The organism is Actinomyces qiguomingii, from assembly GCF_004102025.1.
Classification (GTDB): domain Bacteria; phylum Actinomycetota; class Actinomycetes; order Actinomycetales; family Actinomycetaceae; genus Actinomyces; species Actinomyces qiguomingii.
The window spans coordinates 625,061-651,025 of the sequence record NZ_CP025228.1 but is presented as its reverse complement, the minus strand read 5'-3'; the positions used below and the strand labels follow the sequence as shown (position 1 = coordinate 651,025).

At 64.8% G+C, this 25,965-nt stretch carries 21 protein-coding genes and 1 pseudogene; 6 read left to right on the top strand and 16 right to left on the bottom strand.

Translation table 11 applies throughout. From position 1 onward, the window contains the following. Positions 1 to 1,314, bottom strand: coding sequence for an ABC transporter substrate-binding protein (locus CWT10_RS02620; protein ID WP_103063606.1), 1,314 nt, complete (start codon positions 1,312 to 1,314; stop codon positions 1 to 3). Between the two features lie 104 nt (positions 1,315 to 1,418). Then, the gene (locus tag CWT10_RS02615) at positions 1,419 to 2,471 is read right to left on the bottom strand and encodes a LacI family DNA-binding transcriptional regulator (RefSeq protein ID WP_103063605.1); all 1,053 of its coding nucleotides are present in this window, start codon (positions 2,469 to 2,471) and stop codon (positions 1,419 to 1,421) included. Between the two features lie 241 nt (positions 2,472 to 2,712). On the opposite strand from CWT10_RS02615, the gene CWT10_RS02610 reads away from it, so the two are divergent. Further along, positions 2,713 to 3,669 (top strand): sugar-binding transcriptional regulator, encoded by a 957-nt coding sequence (locus CWT10_RS02610; protein WP_103063604.1) that lies wholly within the window; start codon positions 2,713 to 2,715, stop codon positions 3,667 to 3,669. A gap of 251 nt (positions 3,670 to 3,920) precedes the next feature. On the opposite strand, the gene CWT10_RS02605 is transcribed toward CWT10_RS02610, so the two are convergent. From CWT10_RS02605 to CWT10_RS02570, 8 genes are all read right to left on the bottom strand, one after another. Continuing rightward, a complete protein-coding gene (locus CWT10_RS02605) occupies positions 3,921 to 4,871 on the bottom strand; it encodes an AlbA family DNA-binding domain-containing protein (RefSeq protein ID WP_103063603.1) in 951 nt (316 codons plus the stop codon). Between the two features lie 30 nt (positions 4,872 to 4,901). Then, the gene (locus CWT10_RS02600) at positions 4,902 to 5,960 is read right to left on the bottom strand and encodes an aldo/keto reductase (RefSeq protein ID WP_103063602.1); all 1,059 of its coding nucleotides are present in this window, start codon (positions 5,958 to 5,960) and stop codon (positions 4,902 to 4,904) included. 75 nt (positions 5,961 to 6,035) lie between these two features. Further along, complete coding sequence (locus CWT10_RS02595) at positions 6,036 to 6,674, bottom strand: dihydroxyacetone kinase subunit L (RefSeq protein ID WP_168190750.1); 639 nt, start codon at positions 6,672 to 6,674, stop codon at positions 6,036 to 6,038. A gap of 7 nt (positions 6,675 to 6,681) precedes the next feature. Continuing rightward, entirely contained in the window at positions 6,682 to 7,689 is a 1,008-nt protein-coding gene (locus tag CWT10_RS02590) for a dihydroxyacetone kinase subunit DhaK (protein WP_103063601.1), read from the bottom strand. A gap of 29 nt (positions 7,690 to 7,718) precedes the next feature. After that, positions 7,719 to 8,390, bottom strand: coding sequence for a class II aldolase/adducin family protein (locus CWT10_RS02585; protein ID WP_103063600.1), 672 nt, complete (start codon positions 8,388 to 8,390; stop codon positions 7,719 to 7,721). 97 nt (positions 8,391 to 8,487) lie between these two features. Further along, on the bottom strand, positions 8,488 to 9,867 hold the full coding sequence (locus tag CWT10_RS02580; RefSeq protein ID WP_103063599.1) for a PTS galactitol transporter subunit IIC: 1,380 nt from the start codon (positions 9,865 to 9,867) through the stop codon (positions 8,488 to 8,490). 1 nt (position 9,868) lies between these two features. Beyond that, positions 9,869 to 10,162, bottom strand: coding sequence for a PTS sugar transporter subunit IIB (locus CWT10_RS02575; RefSeq protein ID WP_103063598.1), 294 nt, complete (start codon positions 10,160 to 10,162; stop codon positions 9,869 to 9,871). Between the two features lie 51 nt (positions 10,163 to 10,213). Then, the gene (locus tag CWT10_RS02570) at positions 10,214 to 10,696 is read right to left on the bottom strand and encodes a PTS sugar transporter subunit IIA (RefSeq protein WP_199176357.1); all 483 of its coding nucleotides are present in this window, start codon (positions 10,694 to 10,696) and stop codon (positions 10,214 to 10,216) included. A gap of 713 nt (positions 10,697 to 11,409) precedes the next feature. Between CWT10_RS02570 and CWT10_RS02565 the strand changes: the two genes are divergently transcribed. Genes CWT10_RS02565 through CWT10_RS02550 form a run of 4 tightly spaced genes read left to right on the top strand, consistent with a single transcriptional unit; the run spans position 11,410 to position 14,415 of the window. Then, positions 11,410 to 12,168, top strand: coding sequence for a GntR family transcriptional regulator (locus tag CWT10_RS02565; protein WP_103063596.1), 759 nt, complete (start codon positions 11,410 to 11,412; stop codon positions 12,166 to 12,168). 21 nt (positions 12,169 to 12,189) lie between these two features. Then, positions 12,190 to 12,639, top strand: a complete 450-nt coding sequence (locus CWT10_RS02560) for a PTS sugar transporter subunit IIA (protein ID WP_103063595.1) — start codon at positions 12,190 to 12,192, stop codon at positions 12,637 to 12,639. 44 nt (positions 12,640 to 12,683) lie between these two features. Beyond that, a complete protein-coding gene (locus CWT10_RS02555) occupies positions 12,684 to 12,974 on the top strand; it encodes a PTS sugar transporter subunit IIB (protein WP_103063594.1) in 291 nt (96 codons plus the stop codon). A gap of 37 nt (positions 12,975 to 13,011) precedes the next feature. Next, a complete protein-coding gene (locus tag CWT10_RS02550) occupies positions 13,012 to 14,415 on the top strand; it encodes a PTS ascorbate transporter subunit IIC (protein WP_103063593.1) in 1,404 nt (467 codons plus the stop codon). 865 nt (positions 14,416 to 15,280) lie between these two features. Here the strand turns inward: CWT10_RS02550 and CWT10_RS17860 are convergent. The 6 genes and pseudogenes from CWT10_RS17860 to CWT10_RS02520 form a co-directional block, all read right to left on the bottom strand. Then, a pseudogene (locus CWT10_RS17860) lies at positions 15,281 to 16,525 on the bottom strand (IS3 family transposase); the annotation flags it as partial. A gap of 1,036 nt (positions 16,526 to 17,561) precedes the next feature. Further along, complete coding sequence (locus CWT10_RS02540; protein ID WP_103063790.1) at positions 17,562 to 18,518, bottom strand: sugar phosphate isomerase/epimerase family protein; 957 nt, start codon at positions 18,516 to 18,518, stop codon at positions 17,562 to 17,564. Positions 18,519 to 18,649: 131 nt separating this feature from the next. Beyond that, positions 18,650 to 19,648 carry an ABC transporter permease gene (locus CWT10_RS02535; RefSeq protein ID WP_233188256.1) on the bottom strand — a complete coding sequence of 333 codons (999 nt, stop codon included), beginning with the start codon at positions 19,646 to 19,648 and terminating at the stop codon, positions 18,650 to 18,652. 65 nt (positions 19,649 to 19,713) lie between these two features. Further along, positions 19,714 to 20,739, bottom strand: a complete 1,026-nt coding sequence (locus CWT10_RS02530) for an ABC transporter permease (protein WP_233188255.1) — start codon at positions 20,737 to 20,739, stop codon at positions 19,714 to 19,716. Further along, entirely contained in the window at positions 20,736 to 22,277 is a 1,542-nt protein-coding gene (locus CWT10_RS02525) for a sugar ABC transporter ATP-binding protein (RefSeq protein ID WP_103063787.1), read from the bottom strand. Before CWT10_RS02525 ends, CWT10_RS02530 begins: the two co-directional genes overlap by 4 nt. 134 nt (positions 22,278 to 22,411) lie before the next feature. Then, positions 22,412 to 23,440, bottom strand: coding sequence for an autoinducer 2 ABC transporter substrate-binding protein (locus CWT10_RS02520; RefSeq protein WP_103063786.1), 1,029 nt, complete (start codon positions 23,438 to 23,440; stop codon positions 22,412 to 22,414). A 359-nt stretch (positions 23,441 to 23,799) separates the two neighbouring features. Here CWT10_RS02520 and tkt point away from each other — a divergent pair, with 359 nt between their 5' ends. After that, on the top strand, positions 23,800 to 25,884 hold the full coding sequence (tkt, locus tag CWT10_RS02515; protein WP_103063785.1) for a transketolase: 2,085 nt from the start codon (positions 23,800 to 23,802) through the stop codon (positions 25,882 to 25,884). Positions 25,885 to 25,965: the final 81 nt, after the last annotated feature.

The window sequence follows — 25,965 nt, the reverse complement described above, 5'->3', positions numbered from 1 at the left end:
TCAGTCCTCAATGTCCATATCGGCCTTGCCCTCCTCATAGGCGGCCTGAAGCTCGGCGAGCACCGCCTCGCCGCTCTTGGTGCCGTTGATGAGGGACTGCATGGCGGAGGTGATCTGGTCGTAGAAGCCGGGAACCGGCCAGTCGGGGTAGAAGGCGAGTCCGTCCGCCTCGTTGATCTGTGCGAAGTTCTCCGTCATGGTGCGGGTCTTATCATCCGCAATGGTGGAGGGGTCTGCGGCGACGGGCAGCCCGCCCTTCTCGCCCAGGATGGCCTGGACCTCGTCGGAAAGGGTGATGTCGATGAAGTCGTAGGCGAGCTCCTTGTTCTTGGCGTTGGTCGGCACCACCCACAGGTTCCCGGAGGAACCCGGGAACAGCTCCGTGCCGGGGAAGAGGAACTGGTCCCAGTTGGCCTGCGTCATATCGGCGACGATCCTCCCGAACCACCAGGAGCCGGAGACAAACATGGGGTAGGAGCCGTTGATGAAGGCGGTGCCGGCGTCCTCGGCCGTGAGGCCAGCGGAGTCGGCGGCCACATAGCCCTTGCTGATCCAGTCCACGAGCTTTTCGGTTCCGGCCTTGATCGGATCGGCGCTCCAGTCGACGTCGTCTTCGAAAAGCTGGTAGGCGTTGACGAAGGATCGGTCGGCGTGGGCGAGGACGAGCTGGTACCACAGCTGCCCCATGGGGTACTCCGAGCCGGCCTCAGCCAGGGGGATCTGCCCGGCGGCGACGAAGGCGTCGCATACGGCCTCGAACTCCTTCAAGGTGGTGGGGACGGTCAGTCCCTGGGCGTCGAACAGGTCCTGGTTGTAGTAGACGAACACGTATTCGCCGTAGTTGGGGACCCCGTACCAGTCGCCGTCGCCCATGAGCCCGTCTTCGGTGTAGCGGGCCGTGGTCTGCAGCGAGGCCGCTAGTTTGGTGTCCCAGCCTCGCTCGGTGGCCTGCTCGGTCAGTGGCTCAAGCAGCCCCTGAGAGGCCAGCTGCCCGGAGGTGGAGTTGCCCTTGTTGTACTCCATGATGTCCGGGACGTCGTCCCCGGTCAGGACGATCTTGGCATTCTTCTGCAGCTGCTCAAAGGTCTGCTCCTCGATTCTGACGGTGACCTCGGGGTGCTGCTCCTTGAAGATCTCGATGGCCCGGGCCCAGGCCTGCCCCATGGCGGAGTCGTCGGACTCGTAGTCCCAGATGGTGAAGGTGTCCGCTCCGGCTCCTGACGAGCCGGAGGAGCCGCAGCCCGCCAGGGATGGGCCGAGCAGGCCGGTGGCGGCAGCGGCGGCCAGGAGGGCGTTGAAGTTCCTGCGCTTCATGATTGTGTTTCCTCTTCTTTGAGTGTGGGGAAATGGGCGTGGTGGTGGAACCCGACGCCGGTTGGAGCCGGGAGTCATGGGGGCGACCGTTACAGCCTGGCGTTCTAGCCGGTGGACGGCCGGCCTGTTCGGGGCGGCTGCGGCACGCGTCCAAGGCTCTTGCCCGCAACGACCTCACAGGTGACCAGTTGATGGCAGTCTGCGGGATTGAGTCGCTCGTCGAGTATGGCCAGCAGCGCGCGCGTGGCGAAGGCTCCCATGCGCTCGCCGGGAGCATGCGTGGTGGTAAGGGCGGGCGTGGTCATGGCACCGAGCGTCGGCGAGGAGACCGCGCCAACCACCGAGACGTCCCGGGGCACCCGCAGTCCCATGGTTTGCAGTCCTGTCAGCAGTCCGAGTGCGGCCAGATCGTTCATGACGACGATCCCGGTGGGCCGCCATTCCTGCCCCATCAGGGTGCGGGCCATGGCCTGTCCGGCCTGTGGGCTGGCGTCGCAGTCGTAGGCGACGGGCTTCAGGCCCCGCCCCGTGGTAGCCCGCTCGTATCCCTGCCGCCCCCGGACCGCGGGGCCGTAACCTGCATCGGCCTGCTTCGCGGGCCTGCCTACGAAGGCGATGTGACGGTGACCGTGGCGAAACAACTCGGCGACGGCGTCATCAACGGTTCGTTCAAAGTCGATGTCCACGTAGGCCAGCCCGTCGGGGTCGGCGGTACGCCCGATCATGACCAGCGGCAGCCGGGCGCGTTTGAGGGCGGCAACCCGTGGGTCCTCCATGCCGACCTCGACCAGGAGCACGCCGTCGGCCTTCCCCTGCCGCACCAGGTTGACGAGCTCGGCACCGGCCTCGGCCTCCTCAAGCGGCCAGACGGCCAGGTTGTAGCCGTGGCGGGCGGCCTCGCGCTGGGCGCCGCGGACGATCTCGAAGACGGTCTCCCCCATGGCGGTGTCGAAGCTCGGGAAGGTCATGGCGAGGGTGTGGGAGCGTCGGCTGGCCAGGCCGCGAGCCATGGCGTTGGGCTGGTAGTTCAGTTCCTCCATGGCGGCGCGGATGCGGCGGGCGGTCTCGGGCGCCACCGGGCGGGCGCCGGACAGGGTGTAGGAGACGGTCGAAACGGCGACGTTCGCCCGTCGGGCCACGTCCTGCATGGTCGCCATGGCCGTCTCCTTCCTGTGGTGGGGTGTGAGTATCCGAGTCTTCGTTGAACCACCGGTTCTCGAAGCGCTTCGACCGAGCGCTTCGATTAGTGTGCGCCGCCACGAATACGACGGTCAACGAAAGCAACGAAAGATCGAAATTTCGACCGATGAGCCCTCCGACCGGCCCTTCACCGAGACCGGCACTTTCACACACCGAGACCGGCGGATCCGACGCGTGAACGGCCCATAGGATTGCCCCGTGGGCGAGGACAGCACGCGGGGCGACGTCGAGCTGCTGCTGCGGGTGGCGCGCATGTACTACGAGCAGCACCTCACCCAGGCCGACATCGCCCGGGAGATCGGCTACTCCCGCCCCAGTGTCTCCCGTCTGCTCGCCCGGGCCCGGGAACAGGGAATCGTGCACATCACCATCGCCCACCCCCTGGAGCACATCCTGTCGGTGGAGAAGCGCCTGCGCGAGAGGCTGCCGCTCAAGGCCGTCCGTGTTGTCGAAGCCAACGGGACCGACGTGATCGGCGCCGTCGGGCAGGCCGCCGCCGAGCTGCTGATCGATTCGGTCGCCAACGGGCAGGTGGTAGCCGTCGGCAATGGACGCTCCATCCAGGCCGCCGCCCAACGCATCCCGCAAATACCGCGAGTGGATTGCACCATCGTCCAACTACTCGGCTCGATCCCCGGCGGCCTGCCCTCCTGGGGCCGTGATGCGCCGACCATATGCACCCGCATCGCCAGCCAGCTGGGAGCGAAGGTCTCCCGCATGCCGGTGCCGCTCATAGTCGACAACCCCTCACTGCTGCGGCCGCTCATGCGCGAGGAGAAGGTGGCCACCACCCTGGCGCTGGCGGCCCGGGCGGATGTGGCGCTGGTAGGCGTGGCCGGGGTGGAGGCAAAGGGAGCGGGCAATATCCTGGCCGAATACCTCACCCCGGACGTGCGTGAGGCCATTCGTGCGGGCGGAGCGGTGGGGCACATCCTTGATCACCATTACGACGCCGCCGGCAATCCCGTGCCCACGCCGCTGACGCCGCGCACGCTGGCGCTGCCGCTGGAGGAGTTGCGGCGCATCCCGCTGGTTATCGGAGCGGCCGGGGGTGAGGACAAGGTGGAGGCGATTGTCGGGGCAGTGCGCGGCGGCATCCTGAGCGCGTTGGCAACCGACTACCAGACCGCCCTGTCGATCCTCGACGTGCTCTGAACCTGAGGTCATCCTCGCACCAGAGCCGGGGGATCAGAGCAAGCAAAAGGCCCAGATCTGGCGGACGGCCATTGAAACTGTTCCGCCGATGATCTGGGCCCTTGCGGCTCTGCTCAGCGTCCTGCTAGGCCGCTGAGATCAACATCCCGGATGTCTCCGGGGAGTCGGGCGGTTACCGCCGCTCGGCTCCCCACAATGGTCTCACATCGAAAGCCATCGGCGCCAGCCTTCTTCACCGGCCGCCGCCCCCGCTAATCCGTTTCCGCCTGCGGAACCGCGGCACGCTTGCGGTGGTAGAGCAGATAGGCGCCCACGCGGGCCCGCAGGCTCGGGCGCACCTCGTGCGGCCAGCGGCGGGCGACGTAGGAGACGGCGTCGTCCACTTCAAGCCGCTGCGTGGAATTGCCGACCCGTACCCACAGTTCGGTACCGCCACTGCCCTTGGGACCCTTGAGGTACACGGGCACGGGCGAGGGCGGCACCGTCACCCGGCATACCTCACCGGCCCCGTCGGTGGCCGGAGCGAAGTCCAGGCGCGGTAGCGCGGCGGCGTTCGTCCCCAACCGCACCCGCCACAGGCTGCGCAGGAAGAGCTCGAAGCGGTCGGCGTCGGGCTGACGCAAAGTGGCGTAGTCCGGGTCCAGGCCGATCAGCCGCCCGTCGTCGTCAACGCCCAGCAACAGGGTGCCTCCCCGAGAGTTGAGGAAGGCGGCCACGGTCTTGGCCACAACCGTTTCCATAGCGTCGTCGCGCTTGCCGGTGTGCATGTTGACTCGTGCAGAGGACTTCAGCTCCAGACGCTCCGACTCTCCCCGCCGGGCCACCTCGGCGATCGGGTCCAGCGGCGGCTCGTGCTGGATGCGGGTGATGACCAGCGCGGTCAGCCCCACCACGATCACGGCAACGACGACGGCGGAGGCCAGTATCCGCGGCGCCCACAAGTAGTCCTCGTGGAACAGCCAGGCACCCCCGGCGAAGCCGGCCCACAGGCCGATCAGGGCCGTGAGGGTGGCGGTGGACGTAGAGATATGTGCCCGCCGCCGTACCAGATGGGAGGCGAAACGGCCGGCCAGGTAGGCCACGAGCAGCGCCGCCGGCTGAATGAGGACGGCGAACAGTAGCACCGGGCTGCGCGGTGCCGGCGGGAGGGCGGTGGCGTTGAGCGGCAGGCTGCTAAGCAGGCCTGCGAACGAGACGGGCATAGTGCCCCAGCGTAGGGCAGGGCAGCCCGTTCAGCCGCGATCCCGCAGGTGCCGCGCAAGCAGCGTCAGGTCGGCGGGACTCAACCGGTCCGCGGCGTTCAGGTGGTGCCAGAACGGGTAGGGCAAACCGGTTGCGCTGACCTGCTCCAGCCGCTCCATCTCCTCAGCAGTGAGCACCAACTCTGCCGCACCGAGGTTCTGCTGCAGCTGCTGCTCATTGCGCGCCCCGACGATCACCGAGGTGACCGCCGGCTTGGCCAGGACGTAGGCCAGGGCCACCTGACTGGGTGCGACGCCGTGCCCGTCGGCGATCGCCACGAGCTCCTCGACGATGTCGTAGAGGACCTCGACGTCATACACCGGCGGCTCATCCCAGCCCTCCACGTGGCGACTGCCGGCGGGCGCGTCGAGGCCGCGACGGTACTTGCCGGTCAGCAGGCCGCCGGCCAGCGGGCTCCACACCAGGATGCCGATGCCCTGGTCCACCGCGGCGGGTACGATCTCATGCTCGATGTCCCGGGTCTGCACGGAGTAGTGCACCTGGTTGCTGACGAACGGGGTCAGGCCGTGGCGGTCGGCGGTCCACAGGGACTTCATCATGTGCCAGGCCGCATAGTTGGAGCAGCCGATGTAGCGCACCTTGCCCGCGTGCACCAGATCGTCCAGGGCGGTAAGCGTCTCCTCCAGGGGCGTGACCCCGTCCCACTCGTGCACCTGGTAGAGGTCGATGTGGTCGGTTCCCAGGCGGCGCAGGCTCGCCTCCACGCTGCGCATGATGTGGTGCCGGGACAGGCCGGCGTCATTGGGGCCCTCCCCCATGGGCATCCGCACCTTGGTGGCGATCAGGACGTCCTCGCGGTCCGCGCCCAGCGCCTTGCCGAGGATCTCCTCGGACAGTCCGGCGGAGTACATGTCAGCGGTGTCGAATAGGTTCACTCCGGCGTCGCGCGCGATGTCGATTTGCCGACGCGCTCCGTCCACGTCGATCTGACCCACGGTGCGCGCGAACCCGGTGCCGCCGAAACCCATGGTGCCCAGGGTGATGGTCGAGACCCGTAGGCCGCTTTTACCAAGCTGTCTGTATTCCATGACACATACGGTACGACCCGATCTGCGAGGACGGAAGGGCTTTCGGCGCCTCCCGCCCCCGCAGATCCGCGGCCCTCAGACCGCCCAGGCGGCCAGCCCCTCGAAGATCAGGCGGCCGACGACGGAGCCGCCGTCGAGCACCCCAATGCTGCGGGAGGCCGAATAGGCGGCCCGCCCGTGCACGGCCTCCATCTCCCGGGTGGACTCCGATCCCTGAGCGGCCGCCTCGGCGGCACGCCGCAGCAACTCGCTCAACGCGGTCCCGCCCCCGGCGACGGCGGCGGCGCCCTCCACGAGAACCGTCGCCCCGGGCATGAGCGCGTCCAGGATGGTCTTCTCCCCCGGCTTGGACTCGGCCTTGTCCATGATGGCCTCCACGCCCGCCTGCAGGGCCTGCGCGACGGACACGACGTCGGCCTCGGTCTTGCCGCGCAGCGTCCGCGCCATGCCCATCATCCCGAAACTGAGGATGGTTCCCAGTGACGACGGCGCCGCACCGTTGAAGGCCTTGGCCGCCCCACGCAGGAGCTGCCCGAGGTCGGTCTGCTCCTGGGCGGCCAGGTACTCGGCCAGCGCCCGGAAGCCGTCGTCCATGGAGATACCCAGGTCGCCGTCCCCACTGACCTGATCCAGGGACACCAGGTAGTCCCGGTTGGTGGCCATCAGGACGCTGATTTCACCGGCGATTGCCGCAAGTGACTCACGGTTCAGCATGTGGGCCTCACTTGTTCGCATTGGTGTAGAAGGGCGTGGTGGCCGGGGCGCGCAGCAGTTCCTTCAGCTCGGCGTCGAGCTTGAAAACGCTGACCGACAGCCCGGCCATCTCCATGGAGGTGGCGAACTCGCCCACATGGGGCATGACTACCGTGACTCCGCGCTCGGCCAGCAGGGCGTGCACGGAGCGGTACACGATGAGCTGCTCCTCCAGCGGGGTGCCGCCCAGGCCGTTGATCATCACCGAGACCTCGTCCCCGGCGGCCAGCGGCAGATCCGCCTCGATGGTCTCCAGGATGAGGCGGGCGATCTCCTCGGCGGTCATCATGGGGCGCACCTCGATGCCGGCCTCCCCGTGGATGCCCATGCCGATCTCGATCTGCCCCTCCTGGATGGTGAAGGTCGGCTCACCGACCTTGGGAACAATGCACGGTGATAGTGCCACCCCCATGGTGCGGGTGTTGTCCAGGGCGCGGGCGGTGACGGCGGTGACCTCGTCGAGTGTCATCATCTTCTCGGCGGCGGCCCCGGCGATCTTGAACGCGTAGACCAGCCCGGCCACGCCGCGCCGCTTGTCGGCGCGCTCCTTCGGGGAGCTGGCGACGTCGTCGCGGCCGAGCAGCTGCCGGGTCTGCACGCCGTCGAACTCGACGTCCTCGCAGGCCATGCGGAAGTTGAAGACGTCGCCGTTGTAGTTGCCGTACAGGCACAGGACGCCGGCGCCGCGGTCGCAGGCTCGGATCATGTCGGCCATCTTCTCGGCGGCCGGTGAGGCGAAGACCTCCCCGACGGCGCATCCGTCCAGCATGCCCTGCCCGACGTAGCCGAGGAACAGGGGCAGGTGCCCGCTGCCGCCGGCGGTGACGACGCCGACCTTGCCCTCCGGCGCCGGGTAGCGCGAGACGAGTACCCGGAGGTCGCCGTCGAGCAGGGCAACACGGTCGCCGTAGGCCGCTGCGATGCCCTCCATGGTGTCGCGGACGAAGCTGTCCGCGCTGTTGAGTATCTTCTTCATGCTTGCCTCCCAGAGTTCTACGTGTTGTTTCAGTGCTGGTTGGGGAAGGTGATCTCCGCCGGATACGCCCACTTCTGGAGCTCCTCGGTGGCGAAGGACTCGGGCTCGACGCCGCCGTTGGCCGTGAGCGCCTGGTGGTAGAGCTGGGCGAGCTCCTCGATGTAAGCGGCCTTGAGGTAGGCCTCGTACAGGTTGCGGGAGTCGACGGCGACGGCGCCGTGCTTCTCCAGCAGCACGCAGTCGGCCTCGCGCACGGCCTGACGCACCGAGGCGGCCAGTTCGGGGGTGCCGGGGCGGCCGTACGGGGCCACGGGAATGCGCGCCCGGCTCAGCCCCAGGTTGGCCACCTCGTAGACGATTGCGGGGATCGGCTTGTTCAGCAGCGCGAAGGAGGTGGCGTAGGCCGAATGGGTGTGCACGATGGCGACAGCCTCGGGACGCTCCTTGTAGATCTCCAGGTGCATGAGCACCTCACTGGTGGGCCGCAGGCCGGATTCATTCTCGACGACGTGGGCGTCTAAGTTCATGACCACCACGTCGCGTGGGGTCAAAAGGTCACGGTCCAGGGAAGTGGGCGAGACGACCAGAAAACCGGTTTCGGCGTCGCGGATGGAGAAGTTGCCGGACTTGTGCTTGCACAGCCCGTCGTGCTGCGCCCGCTTGGCGATCTCGCACAGTTCTTTCTTCAGCGATTCAAGCATGGGTGTGTCTACTTTCTGGTTTCGATGGATTCTCGGGTGTTGATCAGGGCTGCGACGGCGGTGGCGGGACCACCGCCGTCGCGTGGAGTCAGACACCTCAGACGCTGACTCCGGCGGTCTCTACCGCGACCGCACGCGCCTCGTTGCGCTCCTTGATCAGGCTGCGCGAGTAGGCCACGAAGCAGATCAGCCAGACCACGAAGATGAGCAGCGGGATGAAGTTCCCGTCGAGGAACTGCATGAGATGGGACAGCGCGTAGGTGAAGATGGGTGCGTCGATGGAGGAGTTGGAGATCATCTGCCCGGCGGACAGCTCCACCGCCTTGGTGGAGTTGGCCAACTCGGTCATGAACGGGGCGAAGGCGGTGCCCACCCACAGGAACACGGGCGCGAATATCGTGCACTGGATGAGCATCCGGATGATGTTGCCCTTGCTGGCGAAGTAGGCCGCGACCGCGATGCAGATGTTGATGATGCCGGCGAAGGGGAGGATGTCGTTGCCGGGCAGGAAGAAGGCGTATGCCAGGGTCACCGGGATGGTCCAGATCACGGCGATCCAGATTTCGTTGGCGCCGCCGAGGAAGGGCCAGTCGAGTCCGACGAACAGCTGCCGGTCGTTGAAGCGCTTGCGCATGTACTCGGAGATGGCGTTCGAGATCGGCTCGAGCGCCTGCATGAAGTACTTGGAGATGACCGGGAACAGGGTCAGCGCCGTCGCCGCCTGAATGCCGAGCGTCAAAATGGCGGCGACGTCAAACCGGGCGAGCACGCCGAACAGAATGCCGAGGATGAAGCCCAGCACGTGGTTCTCGGCGAAGATGCCGAGCTTATCGCGCAGGTCGGCGGCGTTGAACGAGCGGTCGAGCCCGGGGATCTTGCGCAGCAGCCAGTCGATCGGGTACATGGGGGCGGCCAGGAACACCATGCGGTGGGTGATTGTCACGCCCGGGATGCCGGTCATTGTTTCCACCCGGTGCTGGTGGAAGTCCGCGGTCTTCAGCTCGAAGACCACCTGAATGGCCGCGATGACGAATGCCAGCCACACCATTCCGGTTATGTAGTACACGGCGACGGCGGTGAAGATCTTGCCCCACACGTTCCACAGGTCCGCGTTGAAGGTCTCGGTCTGCTTGACCAGGATCAGCACGATGTTGATGCCGATCACCAGCGGGAACATCAGGAAGGCGTAGGGCCACGACCAGGAGATCGTGGACATCGTCGTCCACCCGCCGTCGGTGATGGGCAGGTCCACCCCGATAGTGTCCGACATGGCCTGAGCGGCCGGCGTGATCGCCTCGGTCATGTAGCTGATGAGCATGGTCATGCCGGAGAAGGCCACGCCCAGGGTGATGCCCGCGGAGATGGCGTCCTTCACCTTCATCCGGACGATCAGACCGGCGATGATGATGATTATGGGGACGAAGATGGCGGCCCCGAGCGAGAGCAGGAAGTTGACGGAGTCCTGAAGGATTTGCATGTCAGTTGCTCCCAGAGGACTTAATGGCCTCGATCAGCTTGGTCAGCTCCTGGTCCTGCCCCATGCCGGTCAGGAACGCGATCCCGTTAATGACGGGGACGGAGCGGGGCTTGTTCTCCCGCACAATGGTGATGTAGGCGGCGGCGTCGGCCAGGTGGCGGTCGACGGACTTCAGATCGACGGCCTGGACGTCGGCGTCAACCTTAGCCTCCTTCAGTAGGCGGCTGACCTTGCTGGCCACCGTCTGGGAGGTGGCGACGCCGCTGCCGCAGGCGACTACTACTTTTGCGGTCATGGTGGGTTCTCCTTGTGAATGGGTGGGTGTGGGGGTGTGGGTGTTCCGGGGTCAGGCGGCCTGGACGCCGGACATGCCGGAAAGCACCCGGTAGTACTCGTCCGGGGTCTGCGCCGCGCTCAGACGTTCCATGAAGGCCGGGTCCTGGAAGGCCTGCAGCATGATTTGCAGTACCTCCACGTGGCGGTCCTCCTGCACGAAGCCGAGGACGAAGATGAAGCGGACCGGGTGGACGACGTCGTCGTTGCCCATCTCCCGCCAGTTGATCGGCCTGGCCAGCCGCACCGGGGCGATGAAGGGCTTGACGATGTGTTCGACGTCGGAGTGAGGGATGGCGACCGCCTCCGGCATGGTTGGGAGCGCCGTCGGGTACTTGCGCTCCCGCTCTGCCAGTGCGCCGCAGAAGGTGTCCTTGATGTATCCCGCGGGCAGGAGCTCCGCTGCGATCCGTTCGAAGAACTCCTCCTGGTCATCTACCTCCCAGTCCAGGCGAATCAGTTCATGTTTGAGCAGATCCAGCTGCATCGCCGCCATCTCCTTGCGTCTCGTCTTCGAGTACCAGGGTCCGGATGTGGTCCGGACACCTCAGGAAACTAGCGCGACGATCCGCCGACGAACAGAGCGTAGATGAACCGTTGTTCATCAAAAGCGCCACTGGTGAGCACAGCAAAAACTCCCTATACCGCGGTATTTAGCCGATAATCGGACTCAAACCGCACATGCACATGCCGCGATGATGTACATTCGTTCACGACAGCCCAACAGCTCGGCAAGCGCGACCGGGTTGCACCCAAGCCCGACCCCACAGCACCGCCCTACAACACCGCCAAACGCCATTGACCGGCGGTTCGTCTCCTCCACATACAGCGAGGCGCGCCTCCCGAGCCGGCAACCAGCATCTCGAGCGGACTAGGTTCCCGCCACCTTCCCCTCATTCAGATCAGTCCCCAGCTCCCGGGCGCGGTGCGACCACAAGCGCACCCGGGGCAAGCGCAGCCGGGGCGAGCGCAGCCGCCGACCCTCAACACTCTCATCCACCACTTGGCAAAGCCCAGAGGGCAACCCCCGGCTCGGCGCGATGCGCGGCCCTCACTAGCAGTGCCGGAGGGGGCGCCGAGCCCCTTCACGGGAGTCCTACACGAGTTTTCATCGCCCCTTGACATCCGCCGACAAGTTGTTATGATATTAGCGAAACTTGTTATGACATCACGCCGCATGTACCACCAAGACAGCGAGGAGTCGTCCAGATGACAGCACTGCTGGGGCAGCAACCGGCAGAGCAGCGCCGGCGCGGGAAGTGGCTGCGCGTCCGCGACGCCATCATTGAGGAGTTCACCCAAGCGGAACCCGACTCGCCGCTACCATCTGAGATGCAGCTCTGCGAACGTTACGGGGTCTCTCGAATTACCGTGCGCCGCGCTCTGGACGAACTGGAGCGAGCCGACATCATCTACCGCAAACAGGGGAAGGGCACCTTCATCAAAGGGGCCCCCACTCCGGCGCGCCCACTAGATCGCTACGACCTGTCCGGATTCTTCACTCAGAGAACCTCCGAAGGTAGACGCGTTTCCTCGCTCGTACTGCGACAGGAGATAATCAGCGCTCCGCGCGTGGTGACCCTAAACCTGATGGTGGCACCGGGCAAAGAGGTAATCCGCATCGACCGCCTGCGCAGCGTAGACGGCACGATCGATCACCTGACGCGGGCGTGGCTGCTCGCAAGCCGCTTCGAAGGCCTGACGGAGGCTGATCTGACCAACCGCTCCCTATACGAGCTCATCGCAGCGAAATACGGCGTCTCCCTTCGCGAGGACCACGTAGAGGTGACACTGTCACGTCCGTCCGCGGACGATGCACAACATCTGGGATGCGCTACGGGCGAACTCCGCCTTCACACTACGTCCGTCGCCTTCGACGACGCTCACCGCCCGACCATCTACGCCGAAACGACCTTCGCGTCCACCGACGCGGTCATCGGCTTCACCACACGCGCGGAATCTCGGTAAGCCCACAGAACGGAGACACTCATGCTCAAGGAAGAGCTCAAAGCCGGGCGCATCGCCTTCTCCTCGACCACGGATTGGGAGACCGCCATGCGCACCGCGGCGCGCCCCCTCTTGGAAGACGGCTGCATCGAACCGTGCTACGCCGACAGCATCATCCACAACGTCCGTGCCCCCGGCGGGACCTACATGGACCTCGGTTTCGGCATCACACTCGCCCACGCCCGTCCGGAGGCCGGTGCCCTCAGTACCGCGATTTCCATCCTGGTACTCGACCCAGGTGTCAACCTCAACGACGATCCAGACCACCCGACTCGCGTCATCGTCATGTTGGCCGCACGGGATGCCGATCAGCACCGGCAGACCATGGCAGAACTTGCAGCAGTCCTCATAGACGAGGAACGGCGCAATCGTCTGCTAGCGGCACACTCGCCCACAGACGTGCTGGAAGTGTTCTCTACAGAACACGCATGAGCATTTGCCCATCCAAACCAGATCTCACCACAGGAGACACACTCATGAAGTTCATGGCAATGTGCAGTTCAGGCCTCGGCTCTTCGTTCATGGTTCAGATGAACATCGAGAAGGCCTTGAAGACCATCGGCGCCGAAGGAGTAGAGGTGGACCACGCGGACCTCGGATCGGTTTCCCCCGCCGAAGCCGACATGTTCTTCGTCGGCCGCGACCTGGAGAACTCCGTCAGCGCCTTCAACAACGTCAAGATTCTGAACTCGATCATCGACCAGGACGAACTCGTCGACAAGGTGCGGGAAGCTTGCGACGAACTCGGAATCGACCACTCCGCCTGAGTCTCCACAATAGATATCACTGACAAAGGAGTTAGTAATGTCAGGATTCCTAGATATACTCGTCCAGCTGTTCAGGCAGCCTTCCATCCTCGTTGCCCTGATCGCACTGGTTGGCCTATCCCTTCAGAAGAAGGGGCCGTCCGACATGATGAAGGGTACCATTAAAACCTTCGTCGGCTTCCTAGTACTGTCTGCCGGAGCGAGTGTTGTCACGGATTCACTCACACCGTTCGGAACAATGTTCACCGACGTATTTCACGTCCAGGGCGTGGTGCCGAACAATGAAGCAATCGTCGGCCCCGTCCTACTGGAATATGGCACCACCTCCGCCCTGATCTTCTTCTTCGGCATGGTGCTAAATGTCGTCTTCGCGCGACTGACTCGATTCAAGTACATCTACCTCTCCGGACACGTTGCCCTGTACCAGTCTGCGATGATCGCAGTAATCCTCATGGTTGCCGGGATGTCACAGTGGGAGGCCATTTTTTGGGGCGCCCTTGCGGAGGCCCTAATAACTACGGTCTCTCCTGCTGTCGTACAGCCGTTCATGCGAAAAGTAACCGGCAACGACGATGTCGCCTTGGGTCACACAGGTGGATTCGGCATCGCACTATCCGGGTGGGTGGCGCGGGCCTCGCGCGGCAATCCGGAACACTCAACGGAACATATCAACGTGCCGAAGTCCCTCGGATTCGTGCGCGATTCAACGATTGTCGTCATGCTGTCGATGGGACTGATCTTCCTCGTCGTCGCTCTTATAGCTGGCCCGACCTACGTCACGGAAAACATCTCTGACGGCCAGAACTACGTAATCTGGGCGCTGATGTCAGCCGGGCAGTTCGCAGCCGGGGTATTCATAATCCTCGCTGGTGTGCGAGTGATTCTCGCCGAGATCGTTCCTGCCTTCAAGGGTATCTCCGAGCGGCTGGTCCCCAATGCCAAGCCGGCGCTAGATGTTCCGATCACCTTCACCTTCGCCCCGAACGCGGTGATGATCGGTTTTCTGTCCTCACTGGTAGCCGGACTCGTCGGCATGGCGATTATGGGCGTGGCACGGACAACTATCATAATCCCGGGAATCGTCGCGCACTTTATGACCGGAGGCGCCTCCGGCGTTATCGGCAACGCGCAGGGCGGTCGTCGCGGAGCTATCTTGGGCGCCTTCGCAAACGGGCTATTCATCACTATCGTTCCGCTGCTACTCCTCGGGGTACTCGGGGACATCGGAACCGCCAACGCAACCTTCGGAGACTCCGACTACGGCGTCATTGGATTGTACCTGGGATACCTCGGACAATTCGGCGGTAAGTGGCTGATTGCGGCGGGCATCGCAGTAGCTACTGTGGCGCTATTCGTCATCAGCATCCTCATGGACCGCCGTTCGGCGACTTCACGCTCAGTTGCGAACGTCGAATCCGCTGGCGTTTCCGCAGGCTCCTGAGCCGAACGACACGGACTCGCGAAAGGAATCAACCGACTCTTCCGGTTTGAGGCGCATCTGCCGAGTTCGGTCGATATAACCATCGAGTTCGGTCGATATGACGATCGAGTTCGGTCGATATGACGATCGAGTTCGGTTGGTGGGACTAGCCGGGTGGGGGAAGTGTCCGAATTCGGCACAAACGAGGATCCCCCGCCCGGCACCGCCCCCTAGATCTGCATGGTTCCAACGAATCTGAGAGCGTGTGCTGGACCGGGCGGGGTGTTTGCGCCGATTCTGGACACTTTGGCTCCCAGCTACGGGCCAACCGCCCTGGTGTGGTGGGCAGGGTAGGGCGTCTGGTTGCCAGCTGGGCCTCCCTTGTCCGCTCGGCTGGGACTGGACCCCCTGGCTGCGGATAGACCGTCTGAAACGCACTCTTAGACGGTCCAACCGCAGTAGTTCGGTCGATAGCAAGGTGCGGGCCGGATTGTGGCTCACCCGGGTTCGGCCCACGGGTGAGCCGAACTGGCGGTGCTGGTTCGGGCGAGGCGGGAGATGGCCAGGAGCGGACAGTGCGTTTTGGACCTGGTCGTCTGAAACCTCAGGCGGCCCGCCAGGCCGCGCTTGCGGCAGTCGGCGGACAGCGCTCGGCCGTCCTGTGGGACGTGCTGTGTGGGCCACAGGAGTCGCTGCGGCTGGGGGGAGGTCAATGGTGTGGGAGGAGTGTCAAGCCCTGGGTTTTGTGGAGGGTGTTTTATCTGGCGCCGGTGGTTGCCGGCTGGGGTTGGTTGATGGTGGTCTGCTCGCCGACGTCCATGACCTTTGCCTCGGCCTCTGCCTCGGGCTCGGGCTCGGTGATGGTGTCGGTGTCGTCTGGTGGGGTGTAGGCCTGCTCGTGCTCGATCGGAGCGTGCATGTCGATGGCGGAGTGAGGCCGGGTGTTGCCCGACCAGTTGCGCCCACTGGGCGGTAGCGAACACGGGCATCGTCGATGCCCTGCCAGGGCCCGTGGTCGTCGAGGTAGTGCCGGTTACGGATGAGCTCGGCCTTATAGAGTGAGTTGAGGGCCTCGGCCAGAGCGTTGTCGTATGAGTCTCCCTCGGGTGCCCACCGAGGCCACCGCATCACAGTCGGATAGGGCCTGCCCGTAACGGATCGCCCGGTACTGGACCCCGCGGTCGGAGTGGCGGGGTCAGGCCCTTCAGATCCGCGCCCTCGCGCTGGCGCTGCCAGATACCCATCTTCAAGGCGCCCCTGGGCCAGGTCGGTGTACAAGCTCGTTGACGTCTGCCAGCCGACGATCCGACGCGAGTACACGTCAGTGACAAAGGCCACATACACCCAGCCGGACAGGGTGCGTACGTAGGTTATGTCCACACGCCCACAACTCGTTGGGCCTGAACGCGCTGAAGTGCCTCTTGACCAGATCCGCCGGGCACTGCTCCTTAGGAGCGCTGCGCGTGGTACGCGGTGATTTGGCGCGGCGTATGCCGTGCAACCCCATGGCCCGCATCAGACGCTCCACGGTGCAGCGGGCCGCATGCCCCAGCCCATGCCGCTCACAGGACTCAGGCCGATTCAGCATCGCATGCATCTTGCGGGCCCCAAGCACGCAGTAGTTGTCCTCATGAACCCGCCCGATCTCAGCCTTCAGAGCCTCATCGCGTCTACTCCTTGCCGATGGGGGACGACTCCTGGCTGCGTAGTAGGTGCTCGGGGCGATCTTGACACCGGCGCTGGTCAGCGCCTGACAGAACCGGCACAGGCCCCGAACCCCTCCCTGCGGGAGTCGATGTACTCACAGATCAGCGGGACGGGCGGCCTGGTGTCGGCCGCGAAAAAAGCCGACGCGCTCCTCAAGATCGCGTTCGCCCGCCGCAGCTCACGGTTCTCGGCCTCCAGCTGCCTGATCCGCTCAGCATCCTGACTGGTGGTCCCCGGCCGGGCGCCCGCGTCGACCTCGGCCCCTCTATCACCCAGGTACGCAACGCCTCCGGATGGACGCCCAGCTCCTCGGCGATCCTCCAAGTCCGCCCCCTTAGACCTCTCGGGGTCCCTACGGGCCTCCACACCCCATCCTGGTAGCCCGCTCCCGCAACTCCTCGGGATACTTCCTCTGAGCACTCATGACAGTGATCCTTCCGTGTATTCACTGCCTCCATCAAACCCGGGACGATTCAGAGGGATGTAGACGGATGGTGCTGTCCTGGCTGATCTAACCCATCAGCGAGGAGCAGGTACTTGCAGTGTCAAGCCCGCACTACATGAGCCTGCAGGCCTCCGCCCATTGATACGCCAGCAGGTCGAACAGTTTCCCGCTGTCGCTACCAGGAACCGGGCCCTCAAACTGGCTCTTCCGGTCTGAGGGTGTAGCGGGTGGGTGTGGGACCGGCCGGCTGCCGGCCGCGTACTTGGACCGCGTTACTGCGCTTGGACCGGGCTTTTGCGGTTGGACCGTCTGAGAGTGCGTTTCAGGGGATCCAACGGCAGCCAGGGGGTCCTTCCGCAGCCAGGGGGTCCGGGTGTGGGGGTGCTGGCTCGGGCCGGTGGGGTTGCCTTGGACGCCGGCGCACCCAAGGTCAACGGTCAAGATGCCCTAGCTCTAGGCCGCGGACGTCGCTCGCATGGCCGGCAGCCAGGCCCGGCATGGCAACGGGCCGGGCTGGACTGTGGGCCGGGCCGGGCCGCGCGTCCGGCTGGACTGTGGGCCCGGTTCGTCGTCAAAGATGTCCCAGCCGATCGGACAAGGGGGCCGGGTCGGCAACCAGAGGCCCTGGCCTGCTTACCGCATCAGGACGGTACGCCGGCGCCTGGGAGCCAAAGTGTCCAGAATCGGCACGAACACCGCGCCCCTCCCAGCACACGCCCTCAGACTCGTTGGAACCATGCTGACCTGGTGCACGGCGTCGGGCAAGGGAACATCGTTCGTGCCGAATCTGGACACTTCCCCCGGGCCCTCCGACCCCACCAACCGAACTCGATCGTCATATCGACCGAACTCGACGGTTATATCTACCGAACTCGATGGTCATATCTACCGAACTCGATGGTTATTTCGACCGAACTCGGCGAACACGCCCTTAAACCGGAAGAACCCTCAACCGATACGCTCCTTTCGAGGTTCGTCTATGCCAATGCCGACAGACCTCCAAAGGAGCACAGCGTCAGGCGCTCATCGAACGCACGGCGTCCTCACGCTCACGGAAATAGCTCACCGTGTCATGCACGAGCCGGTCGAGTGCCGGGACATCGGGCAAACCATTGCGGGCGGGATACGGGCCCGCACCAGGGCCGAGCGGCTCAGGCGTCATGAAACGGCCATCCGAGTTCGCCCCGACCAGGTATGCGGCCATGATTACCCCGTCCAGATCGAGCGAACCGTCGCCCAGTGCGCGCCGGTTCGAATCGGCCAGGTGCAAGTTGACGAGTCTGTCCCCCGCCTCCAGTATCGCGTTCGGGATGTACTGCTCCTCCACCTGCATGTGGTACACGTCTCCATTGATGGACTGGACGCCCGGCGAATCGACCGCGTCGATATATGCCTTCGCCTCCGCCACCGTATGGACGATCGAGGTCTCGGCCGACCTGATGGGCTCAATCGCCGCCTTGATCCCCCGCTCGGCGAAGACGTGAGCGACACGCTTGAGGGCCAGGACCGAACGCTCGAACTCGTAGGCGTCATAAGGGTCCGGACGCCCCACGGACGCGGGGACCACCAGCAAATAGTGGCCTCCCATGGCGTGCGCGAACTCAATCTCCCGCTCGATGTAGTCGAGCGCAGCCTGCTGACAAACCGGCCGGTTCGAAGACAAGTCATTGTCATCCGAGAACATGCCGCAAACCCCGGAGGTCCGCAGGCCATACCGTTCGAGAATGGCATGGGTCTTCTCGACCTCATAACCCAGTGACGGGCCGTAATGGTTGCCGTGGAGCTCGATGTATGTAACACCATTGTTCGCCAGTCTTTCGGCGGACCTTTCCAGTTCCTCCAGTCCGAATCCCCAGTTGGACCAGGACAAATTCAGCCTCCGGGCGAAGCGTTCCGGGTCCGCCCGCTTGGCGCCGAGGTACCGGTCCACCAACTCACGCTTCCAACGATCAACATTCTGCTCTGACATCATCTGCACGACTCCTGATTCGCTTATATGAATACATTCCATGGCAACGCGCGCCAACCATGCAGATCGCCGCGCGACTCACTTGCTCACTCTGCAGCGGACCTACGAACGCTCCACAACTCCTCTCCGCACCATTAACTACGTAACCGGTACCGACGCGCCGCATAACTGTTGATCAGGATCGAGCAGATCAGTACGGCGCCCAGGGCGAGCAACTGAGAACGTGATCCGGCGGAGCCTTCCATCGATATCAGCAGCCCGGCATTGAGCCAGGTGATCAGCACCGCCGCCATAACCACACCGCTCACTCTTCCATATCCCCCCTGGATCAGCACACCGCCAAGTGCGGCTATCGTGATGGCTGTCAGTGCCATGCCGTTTCCGGCTGTGCCCGCGTCCGGTCTGGCAGAGGCGTACTGGGCAACGTTCACGACCGCGGCCAGGCCGCACAGCAGGCCCGAGACCAGGTAAGAGGACCCCCGAATCGCGCGAACGTTCTGAGCCGCGTATCTTGCCGCTGTGGCGTTCGTTCCGACTGCCAGGAGAGATCGCCCCCAGGTCAGGCGATCCAGCAGCAGCCACGAAATTACCACGCTCGGAACCAGTATCGTAAGGACCTGCGTCGGAAACATCAATCCGAATACTTCTACGCGGCCGGTGAGCGTGGCGTTCGCGGCGGTGATCTTGTCACCCGATATCGGCGCCGAGCCGGAAACCACCATGGCGATCGAGGCATATGCGTACTGCGTCGCCAAAGTGGCGATAAGCGGTGGAAACCGGAGATATCCCACGAGCACGCCGTTGACGGCCCCCAGCATTCCCCCAACGATTACAGTGCACAGCACGGCCGCGACAAGCGGGACCCCAGCACCCTGAACCAGATAGCCGAATAGCATTCCGGTCAATGACACGATTGCGCCGACCGAAAGATCTATACCCGAGTATCCGGAGATTATGACGAACATTTCCGCCAGCGCCAGCAGCGCAACCGGAACCAGAGACTGGAGAGAGGACACCATGTACGGGGCATCGAATTCCGCGAACAGGTGCCCGGCCCGGCCCAATGCCGAGAACACGACCACTAACAGCACTGTCAGCACCGCCAGAGCCGCAGTCCGGTCCGTCAGCAGCACGCGCTGGACCCGTGCGGGCACGGACTCACGCCGCTCATCCGGTGCACCTCGCGTCGCAGGCGCCGTCATGACTCGGCCCTCCTGGACTGACGCAGCAGATCAACGCCAACCGCGATCAGTATGATCACTCCGACGAACAACTGGGTGATCTCCGTCGGCAGGTGAAGGTGAATGACCGCGGCCTGCACACTTCCCACCAGTACGGCGCCGAGCAGCGTTCCGAACACTGTGCCGCGACCACCTACCACGGAGGTTCCCCCGATTACGCATGCCGCAATCACGGACATCTCCATCCCAATGCCCACGTTCTGCTGGATCAGACCTCCGCCACCCACAGAAACCACCGCCGCCAACCCCACCATGGACCCGCAAAACACGTACAGCGTGAAGATGCGACGCCTGACCTTCACGCCGGCCAGTCTGGCGGCGTCGGCATCATTGCCGATGGCGTACACGTGCCTTCCGGCCGCCCAGTGTCTCATGTACACCCATACGATCGCCGTCAGCACGATTGCAAGCCACATCGCATTCGGCAATCCCAAAAGCCGTGCCCGCGAGATGCTACCGCCCAGGAAGGCGAGGGTTCCCGGCACGCCCGCGACCTGGGTCTCGCCAAAAACCTGCAGCGCGAGGTAGCGGAACACGTTGAGCGTGCCGAACGTGCACACCATCGCGGGAACCCTTCCGAAAGCGATCAGAGTCGCATTGACGGCACCCAACGCACTGCCAACCAAGATCGCCACGACAATAGCGACCACGGCATTCGCGTCGAAGTCGCGGATAAGCTTAGATACTACAACCATGACCACCGCCAGGCCCGACCCGACCGAGACGTCGATTCCGGCGGCACACATAATCGGCGTCATCGCCACACCTATGAGCGCAATCGGCGCCACCGTGTAGAAGATCGCGAATATGCTGGACGGCTCGACGAAGGTCGGGGTCGTCACCCCCATTACCACCCACAGCAGGGCGATCACGATCACCAGCACCATTTCCTGGCCCTCGATGACGCGTCGTCGCCCCCGGCGGTCATGCCGACGGGCCGCGCCAGCGCGACGACGGGTTGCCGAGGAAGTCATTTCGCTCATTTCGCCTCCTCACCATCAAGCTCACCGGACGCGGCACTCAAAAGCGTGACTGCAGAGACATCCCCACTCAATTCGGCGGAAATGCCGCCGTGCCGCATCACCAGTACGCGGTCCGCCAGGAAGCGGATCTCGTCCAAGTCGGTTGAGAACACCATCGCGGAACGCCCCTCGGCAGCATGATCAAGGATCAACTGGTGAATCTCTGATTTCGCGCCCACATCCACTCCCTGGGTGGGTTCCTCAGCGAGCAGGATATCGGGCACTTCCACGAGCTGGCGCCCCATAACCACCTTCTGCTGGTTTCCGCCAGATAGTGCGCCCACCGGAGTCGAGGGCCCCGGCGCCTTGATGCCGAGTCTACGAATCAGGTCGGAGGTGAATCGTCGTTCCCGCCGGTCATTGAACAGGCCCAGACGGGAGAAGAAGGGCAGATGACCGGCCGAGATGTTGAAGGCTAAGCTCTTGGGCTGGAACACGCCCTGCAGTTTCCGGTTACCCGGGAGCATCGCCATTCCGAGCCGTATCGCATTGCGCGGCGAACGCATCCGCACACGTTCACCGTTGACCCGTATTTCACCGCCGTCGGCAGCCGCTACACCAAAGAGCACGCGCACCAGCTCGGTAGTGCCCGAGCCTACGAGCCCATACACACCGATTATCTCGCCGCGATGGAGTTGGAAACTGACATTATCTAGGCGCTTTCCCTGCGACAGGGATGAGACTTCGAGGACTACCTCTCGGGTCACGGCACTTGACCTGGCCGAACGGTCGGCGACTTCAAACTTCTCACCCACCATGGCTTGCGCGATTCTGCCGGGAGACATTTCTCGAGTGGCGTAGGTTCCGATGACGGCACCGTCACGCATTACCGTTACTCTGTCGGTGATGCGCCCTAACTCATCCAGCCTGTGCGATATGTATATAACGCCAATGCCCTCGTCACGCAGGCCCCTGATTATCTTAAACAGACGGTCGATCTCCGCGTTGGTGAGTATCGCCGACGGTTCATCCAGAATAAGAAGCCTTACGTCTACGGCGAATGCCTTCGCGATGGACACCAACTGTTGCTCCCCGACAGGAAGATCACCCACCCGACGGTGCATGATCCCCGGGTCCAGCTTGAGGCGTTCGAGCAGCGCTTCGACCTTCGTATGCTGACGGGCCCAGTCGACCCTTCCCATGCGGGTGTCTTCCCGGCCCAGGAATATGTTCTCCGCCACGGATAGGTCGGCGAACAGCTCGGGCTCCTGGTACACCGGTGACACCCCCGCAGCGAGTGCGGACTGCGTGTCTCCCGGAACGATTGGTTGCCCGTTGACGAGAACGGTTCCTTGGTCAGGGGTCTCGGCGCCGCTGATCATCTTGATCAGGGTCGACTTCCCTGCGCCGTTCTCGCCCACCAGGCCGTGCACCTCGCCGGCACGAACCGACCAGTCGACACTTCTAAGCGCATGAACACCGCCGTAACGCTTGTCAACGCCCCGCACCTCCAGGATGTCTCTCCCGAAGGGCACGCCTACACTTCCAGCATTCGCCATCTCCGCCGTCCTCCGCATGCTCTGGCGGCGCGCGTGGCAACAGACTCCGCACACCGCAGCGCACCAAGCGGGTCAGTATTCCTCTCCAACTCCTCAGCAAGTCCTCAGTAAGTACTAGCAAGTCCCGGCAAGTCTCAGTAGTCGTAGCCCCCGGCATTGTCCTTGGTGAGGATGAGCGGTTCTCCCATGACCAGCGTCTTGGTGTCCTCGTCGTATGTCACTGCGGTAATTCTGCCCACATCCTGGGTCGGTTCGAATGACTCGCCCTGCGCCAGCTTCCAGCCCGCCCAGGCCGTCAGATATCCCAGGTCTTCCACGTCCCACAGCACCGAAGTGCTCGCCGAGCCGTCCTCCAAGTAGGGCAGCATCGCCTGCGGTGTGCCGACGCCGACTGTGGCGATCTCCCCCGTCTTGCCGGACTCCTGCACCGCCTGCGCGACTCCGGGCGCCGACGTGGTACAGACCCCTACCAGCCCCTTGAGGTCCGGGTGTGCATTGATGAGGTTCTTCGCCATGGTGACGGCCTTGGCCTGGTCCTCATCGGCATAGACGGTGTCCACGATTTCCATGTCGGGATAGTCGGTAGCGGCCTTATTCTCGAAGACTTCAATCCAAGCGTTCAGGTTGGCGGCGGTCTGGCCGCAAGAAACGATCGCGATCTGGCCCTTCCCGCCGATGGGTTCCACCATCTGCTCCAGCAGCGCAGTTCCGATCGCCTCATTGGTTGCCTGGGTCACGAATACTTCCCGGGAGGACGACGCCGCATCCGTGTCCGCGGTGCCGACGCTTATCCCTTGGTCCTGGGCCTCGGAGATCAGCGGTGCCATGGAATCCGGATCATTGGGGGCGATCAGCAGGGCGTCCACCTTCTGCTGCATCAGCGATCGCACAACCTCACTCTGCGCTGCGGGATCGGCCGTGTTCGGGCCCGAGTAAACCCAGCTGAAGCCGAATTCATCGGCAGCATCGGCACCGCCGGTGTTCATGGCCTCAAAGAACGGTATCCCCTGGATCTTCGGTACGAATGCAACCGAAACCGAATCGCCGTCCGCCGCGCCCTCGCCACCTGATGAGCGTCCTCCACCGCCGCCGGCACAACTCCCTACCGCCAGCGCCAGGCACGTCAGACCCGCCGCCGCCGCCATTCCTAGACGATGTTTCATGTGAGCCCTCCATCACCACGTCCCAGCCGAACTCCCCTATGAGTGCGCATACCAACTGCACCAGTCCTTCTTTGGACCGATTCAAAACGTGGTGCGACCCAGTTTGCATCAAGCGGAACGAAGGTGTCAACAGCGAGGCCGCACCCGCACCACCTTCCACGGTTTGTCCGATCGTGATACATTTATGTCTTGCCGGTTCATCCCGCGCCTACGCGCCGACCAGTCTTGCCCGGAGGATCGCTGGCGTAGATGATGCATCCAGGCACCGCCGTGGGCGCATTCACCGACCGGGGGCACGCTGGCAGCTGCGCCCTCAGCATGCACGCAACCATTGACATGACATCCAAAGGAGCCACCACATGACCACCGAGCCCCTCGAGCTCACCGACCTGGACCTCAAGGCAATTAACGTCGCCAAGGCGCTGGCCGCCGACGCCGTGGAGGCGGCGGGCTCCGGCCACCCCGGCACGCCAATCTCGCTGGCACCAGTGGCCCACCTGCTCTACCAGTACGAGTTGCGCCACGACCCCGCCGACCCGAACTGGCTGGGCCGTGACCGCTTCGTCCTGTCCGCCGGGCACGCCTCCCTGCTGCAGTACTGCCAGCTGTTCCTGACCGGCTACGGCATCCCGATGGAGGGCTTCACCCACTTCCGCTCCCCCGCCGGCCTGCCCGGGCACCCCGAATTCGGATACACTCCCGGGATTGAGACCACCACCGGCCCGCTGGGCGCGGGCTTGTCCAACGCCGTCGGCCTGGCCATCGCGGCCCGCCGCGAGCACGGCCTGTTCGAGCCGGACGCCGCCGACGGCGCCTCCCTGTTCGACCACTTCGTGTACACGATCATGGGCGACGGCTGCATGCAGGAAGGCGTCGCCTCCGAGGCCGCCTCTCTGGCCGGCACCCTGCAGCTGGGCAACCTGATCGCCATCTATGACGACAACGACATCTCCATCGAGGGCGACACCGACATCTCCTTCACCGAGGACCCCTCCAAGCGCTTCGAGGCCTACGGCTGGCAGGTGCTCGACGTCGACTGGAAGGCCGGCGGCGCCTACCGCGAAGACCTGCAGGCCCTGCACGAGGCGCTGGTGACGGCGCGTGCGGAGACCAAGCGCCCCACCATGATCCGCCTGCACACGATCATTGCCTGGCCCTCCCCCACCAAGCAGGGCTCGGAGGACTCTCACGGCGCCAAGCTCGGCTCCGAGGAGCTGGCCGGGCTGAAGACCGCCCTGGGCCTGGACCCGCAGGCAACCTTCCAGCTGCCCGACGACGTCATCGCCTTCACCCGCTCGCACGCCGCCGAGCGCGCCGCGGCCGAGCGCGCCGACTGGGACGCGCGCTTCGCCGCCTGGCAGCAGGCCGCCCCCGAGCGGGCCGCCCTGCTGGAGCGGCTGCAGGCAGGCAAGTTGGATGCGGGCCTGGACGCCGCACTGCCGGTGTGGGAGGTGGGCGACGCCCTGGCCACGCGTGCGGCCTCCGGCAAGACGCTCACGGCCCTGGCGCCGGTGGCCCCGGAGCTGTGGGGCGGGTCCGCGGACCTGGCCGGCTCCAACAACACCACCATGGCCGGGGAGCCCTCCTTCCTGCCCGCCGACCTGGCTCGTTCCGACGGCGACGGCCCCTACGGCCGCACCCTGCACTTCGGCATTCGTGAGCACGCCATGGGCGGGATCCTCAACGGCATCGCCCTGGATGGGCTGACCCGCCCCTACGGGGGTACCTTCATGGTGTTCTCCGACTACATGCGCCCGGCCGTGCGCCTGGCGGCGCTGATGGGGCTGGGCTCCATCTTCGTGTGGACGCACGACTCCATCGGCGTGGGCGAGGACGGCCCCACCCACCAGCCGATTGAGCACTTGGCTGCGCTGCGCGCCATCCCGGGCCTGGCGGTGGTCCGCCCCGCCGACGCCAATGAGACGGCGGCCGCCTGGGCGGAGATCCTGCGCCGCCCGCAGGGCCCGGCCGGAATCGTGCTGTCCCGGCAGAACCTGACCGTCCACGCCGATGCCGAGACCGCCCGCGCCGGTGTGCACCGCGGCGCCTACGTGCTGGCCGAGGCGACCGACGCCACTGGCGCCGAGGTCGCCCCCGCGGCGATCCTGGTCGCCACCGGCTCCGAGGTGGGTGTGGCCATGGATGCCCGCGAGCTGCTGCAGGCCGAGGGCACGCCCACCCGCGTGGTCTCCGCCCCCTGCCTGGAGTGGTTCACCCAGCAGGACGAGGCCTACCGGGCCTCGGTGCTGCCCGAGGCGGGAGTGCGGGTGTCCATCGAGGCCGGCTCGGCCATGGGCTGGCGCGAGATTGTTGGCGACGACGGTCTGATCGTCTCCCTGGACCGCTTCGGCGCCTCCGCGCCCGGCGCGCAGCTGTTCAAAGAGTACGGCTTCACCGGCGAGGCGGTGGCGGCGCGGGTGCGCGATGCCCTCGCCCGCGCCTGACGGACCACGCGCTCACTTCACTGAGGCGCGGGCGGACCACCTTTGCCGGCGGTTCGCCCGCGCCTTTCTTGTGGGCCTACA

Excerpts from the sequence above, each read along its gene's own strand:
- CWT10_RS02620 (WP_103063606.1), bottom strand. The coding sequence starts at position 1,314 with ATGAAGCGCAGGAACTTCAACGCCCTCCTGGCCGCCGCTGCCGCCACC.
- CWT10_RS02615 (WP_103063605.1), bottom strand. The coding sequence starts at position 2,471 with ATGGCGACCATGCAGGACGTGGCCCGACGGGCGAACGTCGCCGTTTCG.
- CWT10_RS02605 (WP_103063603.1), bottom strand. The coding sequence starts at position 4,871 with ATGCCCGTCTCGTTCGCAGGCCTGCTTAGCAGCCTGCCGCTCAACGCC.
- CWT10_RS02600 (WP_103063602.1), bottom strand. The coding sequence starts at position 5,960 with ATGGAATACAGACAGCTTGGTAAAAGCGGCCTACGGGTCTCGACCATC.
- CWT10_RS02595 (WP_168190750.1), bottom strand. The coding sequence starts at position 6,674 with ATGCTGAACCGTGAGTCACTTGCGGCAATCGCCGGTGAAATCAGCGTC.
- CWT10_RS02590 (WP_103063601.1), bottom strand. The coding sequence starts at position 7,689 with ATGAAGAAGATACTCAACAGCGCGGACAGCTTCGTCCGCGACACCATG.
- CWT10_RS02585 (WP_103063600.1), bottom strand. The coding sequence starts at position 8,390 with ATGCTTGAATCGCTGAAGAAAGAACTGTGCGAGATCGCCAAGCGGGCG.
- CWT10_RS02580 (WP_103063599.1), bottom strand. The coding sequence starts at position 9,867 with ATGCAAATCCTTCAGGACTCCGTCAACTTCCTGCTCTCGCTCGGGGCC.
- CWT10_RS02575 (WP_103063598.1), bottom strand. The coding sequence starts at position 10,162 with ATGACCGCAAAAGTAGTAGTCGCCTGCGGCAGCGGCGTCGCCACCTCC.
- CWT10_RS02570 (WP_199176357.1), bottom strand. The coding sequence starts at position 10,696 with ATGGCGGCGATGCAGCTGGATCTGCTCAAACATGAACTGATTCGCCTG.
- CWT10_RS02565 (WP_103063596.1), top strand. The coding sequence starts at position 11,410 with ATGACAGCACTGCTGGGGCAGCAACCGGCAGAGCAGCGCCGGCGCGGG.
- CWT10_RS02560 (WP_103063595.1), top strand. The coding sequence starts at position 12,190 with ATGCTCAAGGAAGAGCTCAAAGCCGGGCGCATCGCCTTCTCCTCGACC.
- CWT10_RS02555 (WP_103063594.1), top strand. The coding sequence starts at position 12,684 with ATGAAGTTCATGGCAATGTGCAGTTCAGGCCTCGGCTCTTCGTTCATG.
- CWT10_RS02550 (WP_103063593.1), top strand. The coding sequence starts at position 13,012 with ATGTCAGGATTCCTAGATATACTCGTCCAGCTGTTCAGGCAGCCTTCC.
- CWT10_RS02540 (WP_103063790.1), bottom strand. The coding sequence starts at position 18,518 with ATGATGTCAGAGCAGAATGTTGATCGTTGGAAGCGTGAGTTGGTGGAC.
- CWT10_RS02530 (WP_233188255.1), bottom strand. The coding sequence starts at position 20,739 with ATGAGCGAAATGACTTCCTCGGCAACCCGTCGTCGCGCTGGCGCGGCC.
- CWT10_RS02525 (WP_103063787.1), bottom strand. The coding sequence starts at position 22,277 with ATGGCGAATGCTGGAAGTGTAGGCGTGCCCTTCGGGAGAGACATCCTG.
- CWT10_RS02520 (WP_103063786.1), bottom strand. The coding sequence starts at position 23,440 with ATGAAACATCGTCTAGGAATGGCGGCGGCGGCGGGTCTGACGTGCCTG.
- tkt (WP_103063785.1), top strand. The coding sequence starts at position 23,800 with ATGACCACCGAGCCCCTCGAGCTCACCGACCTGGACCTCAAGGCAATT.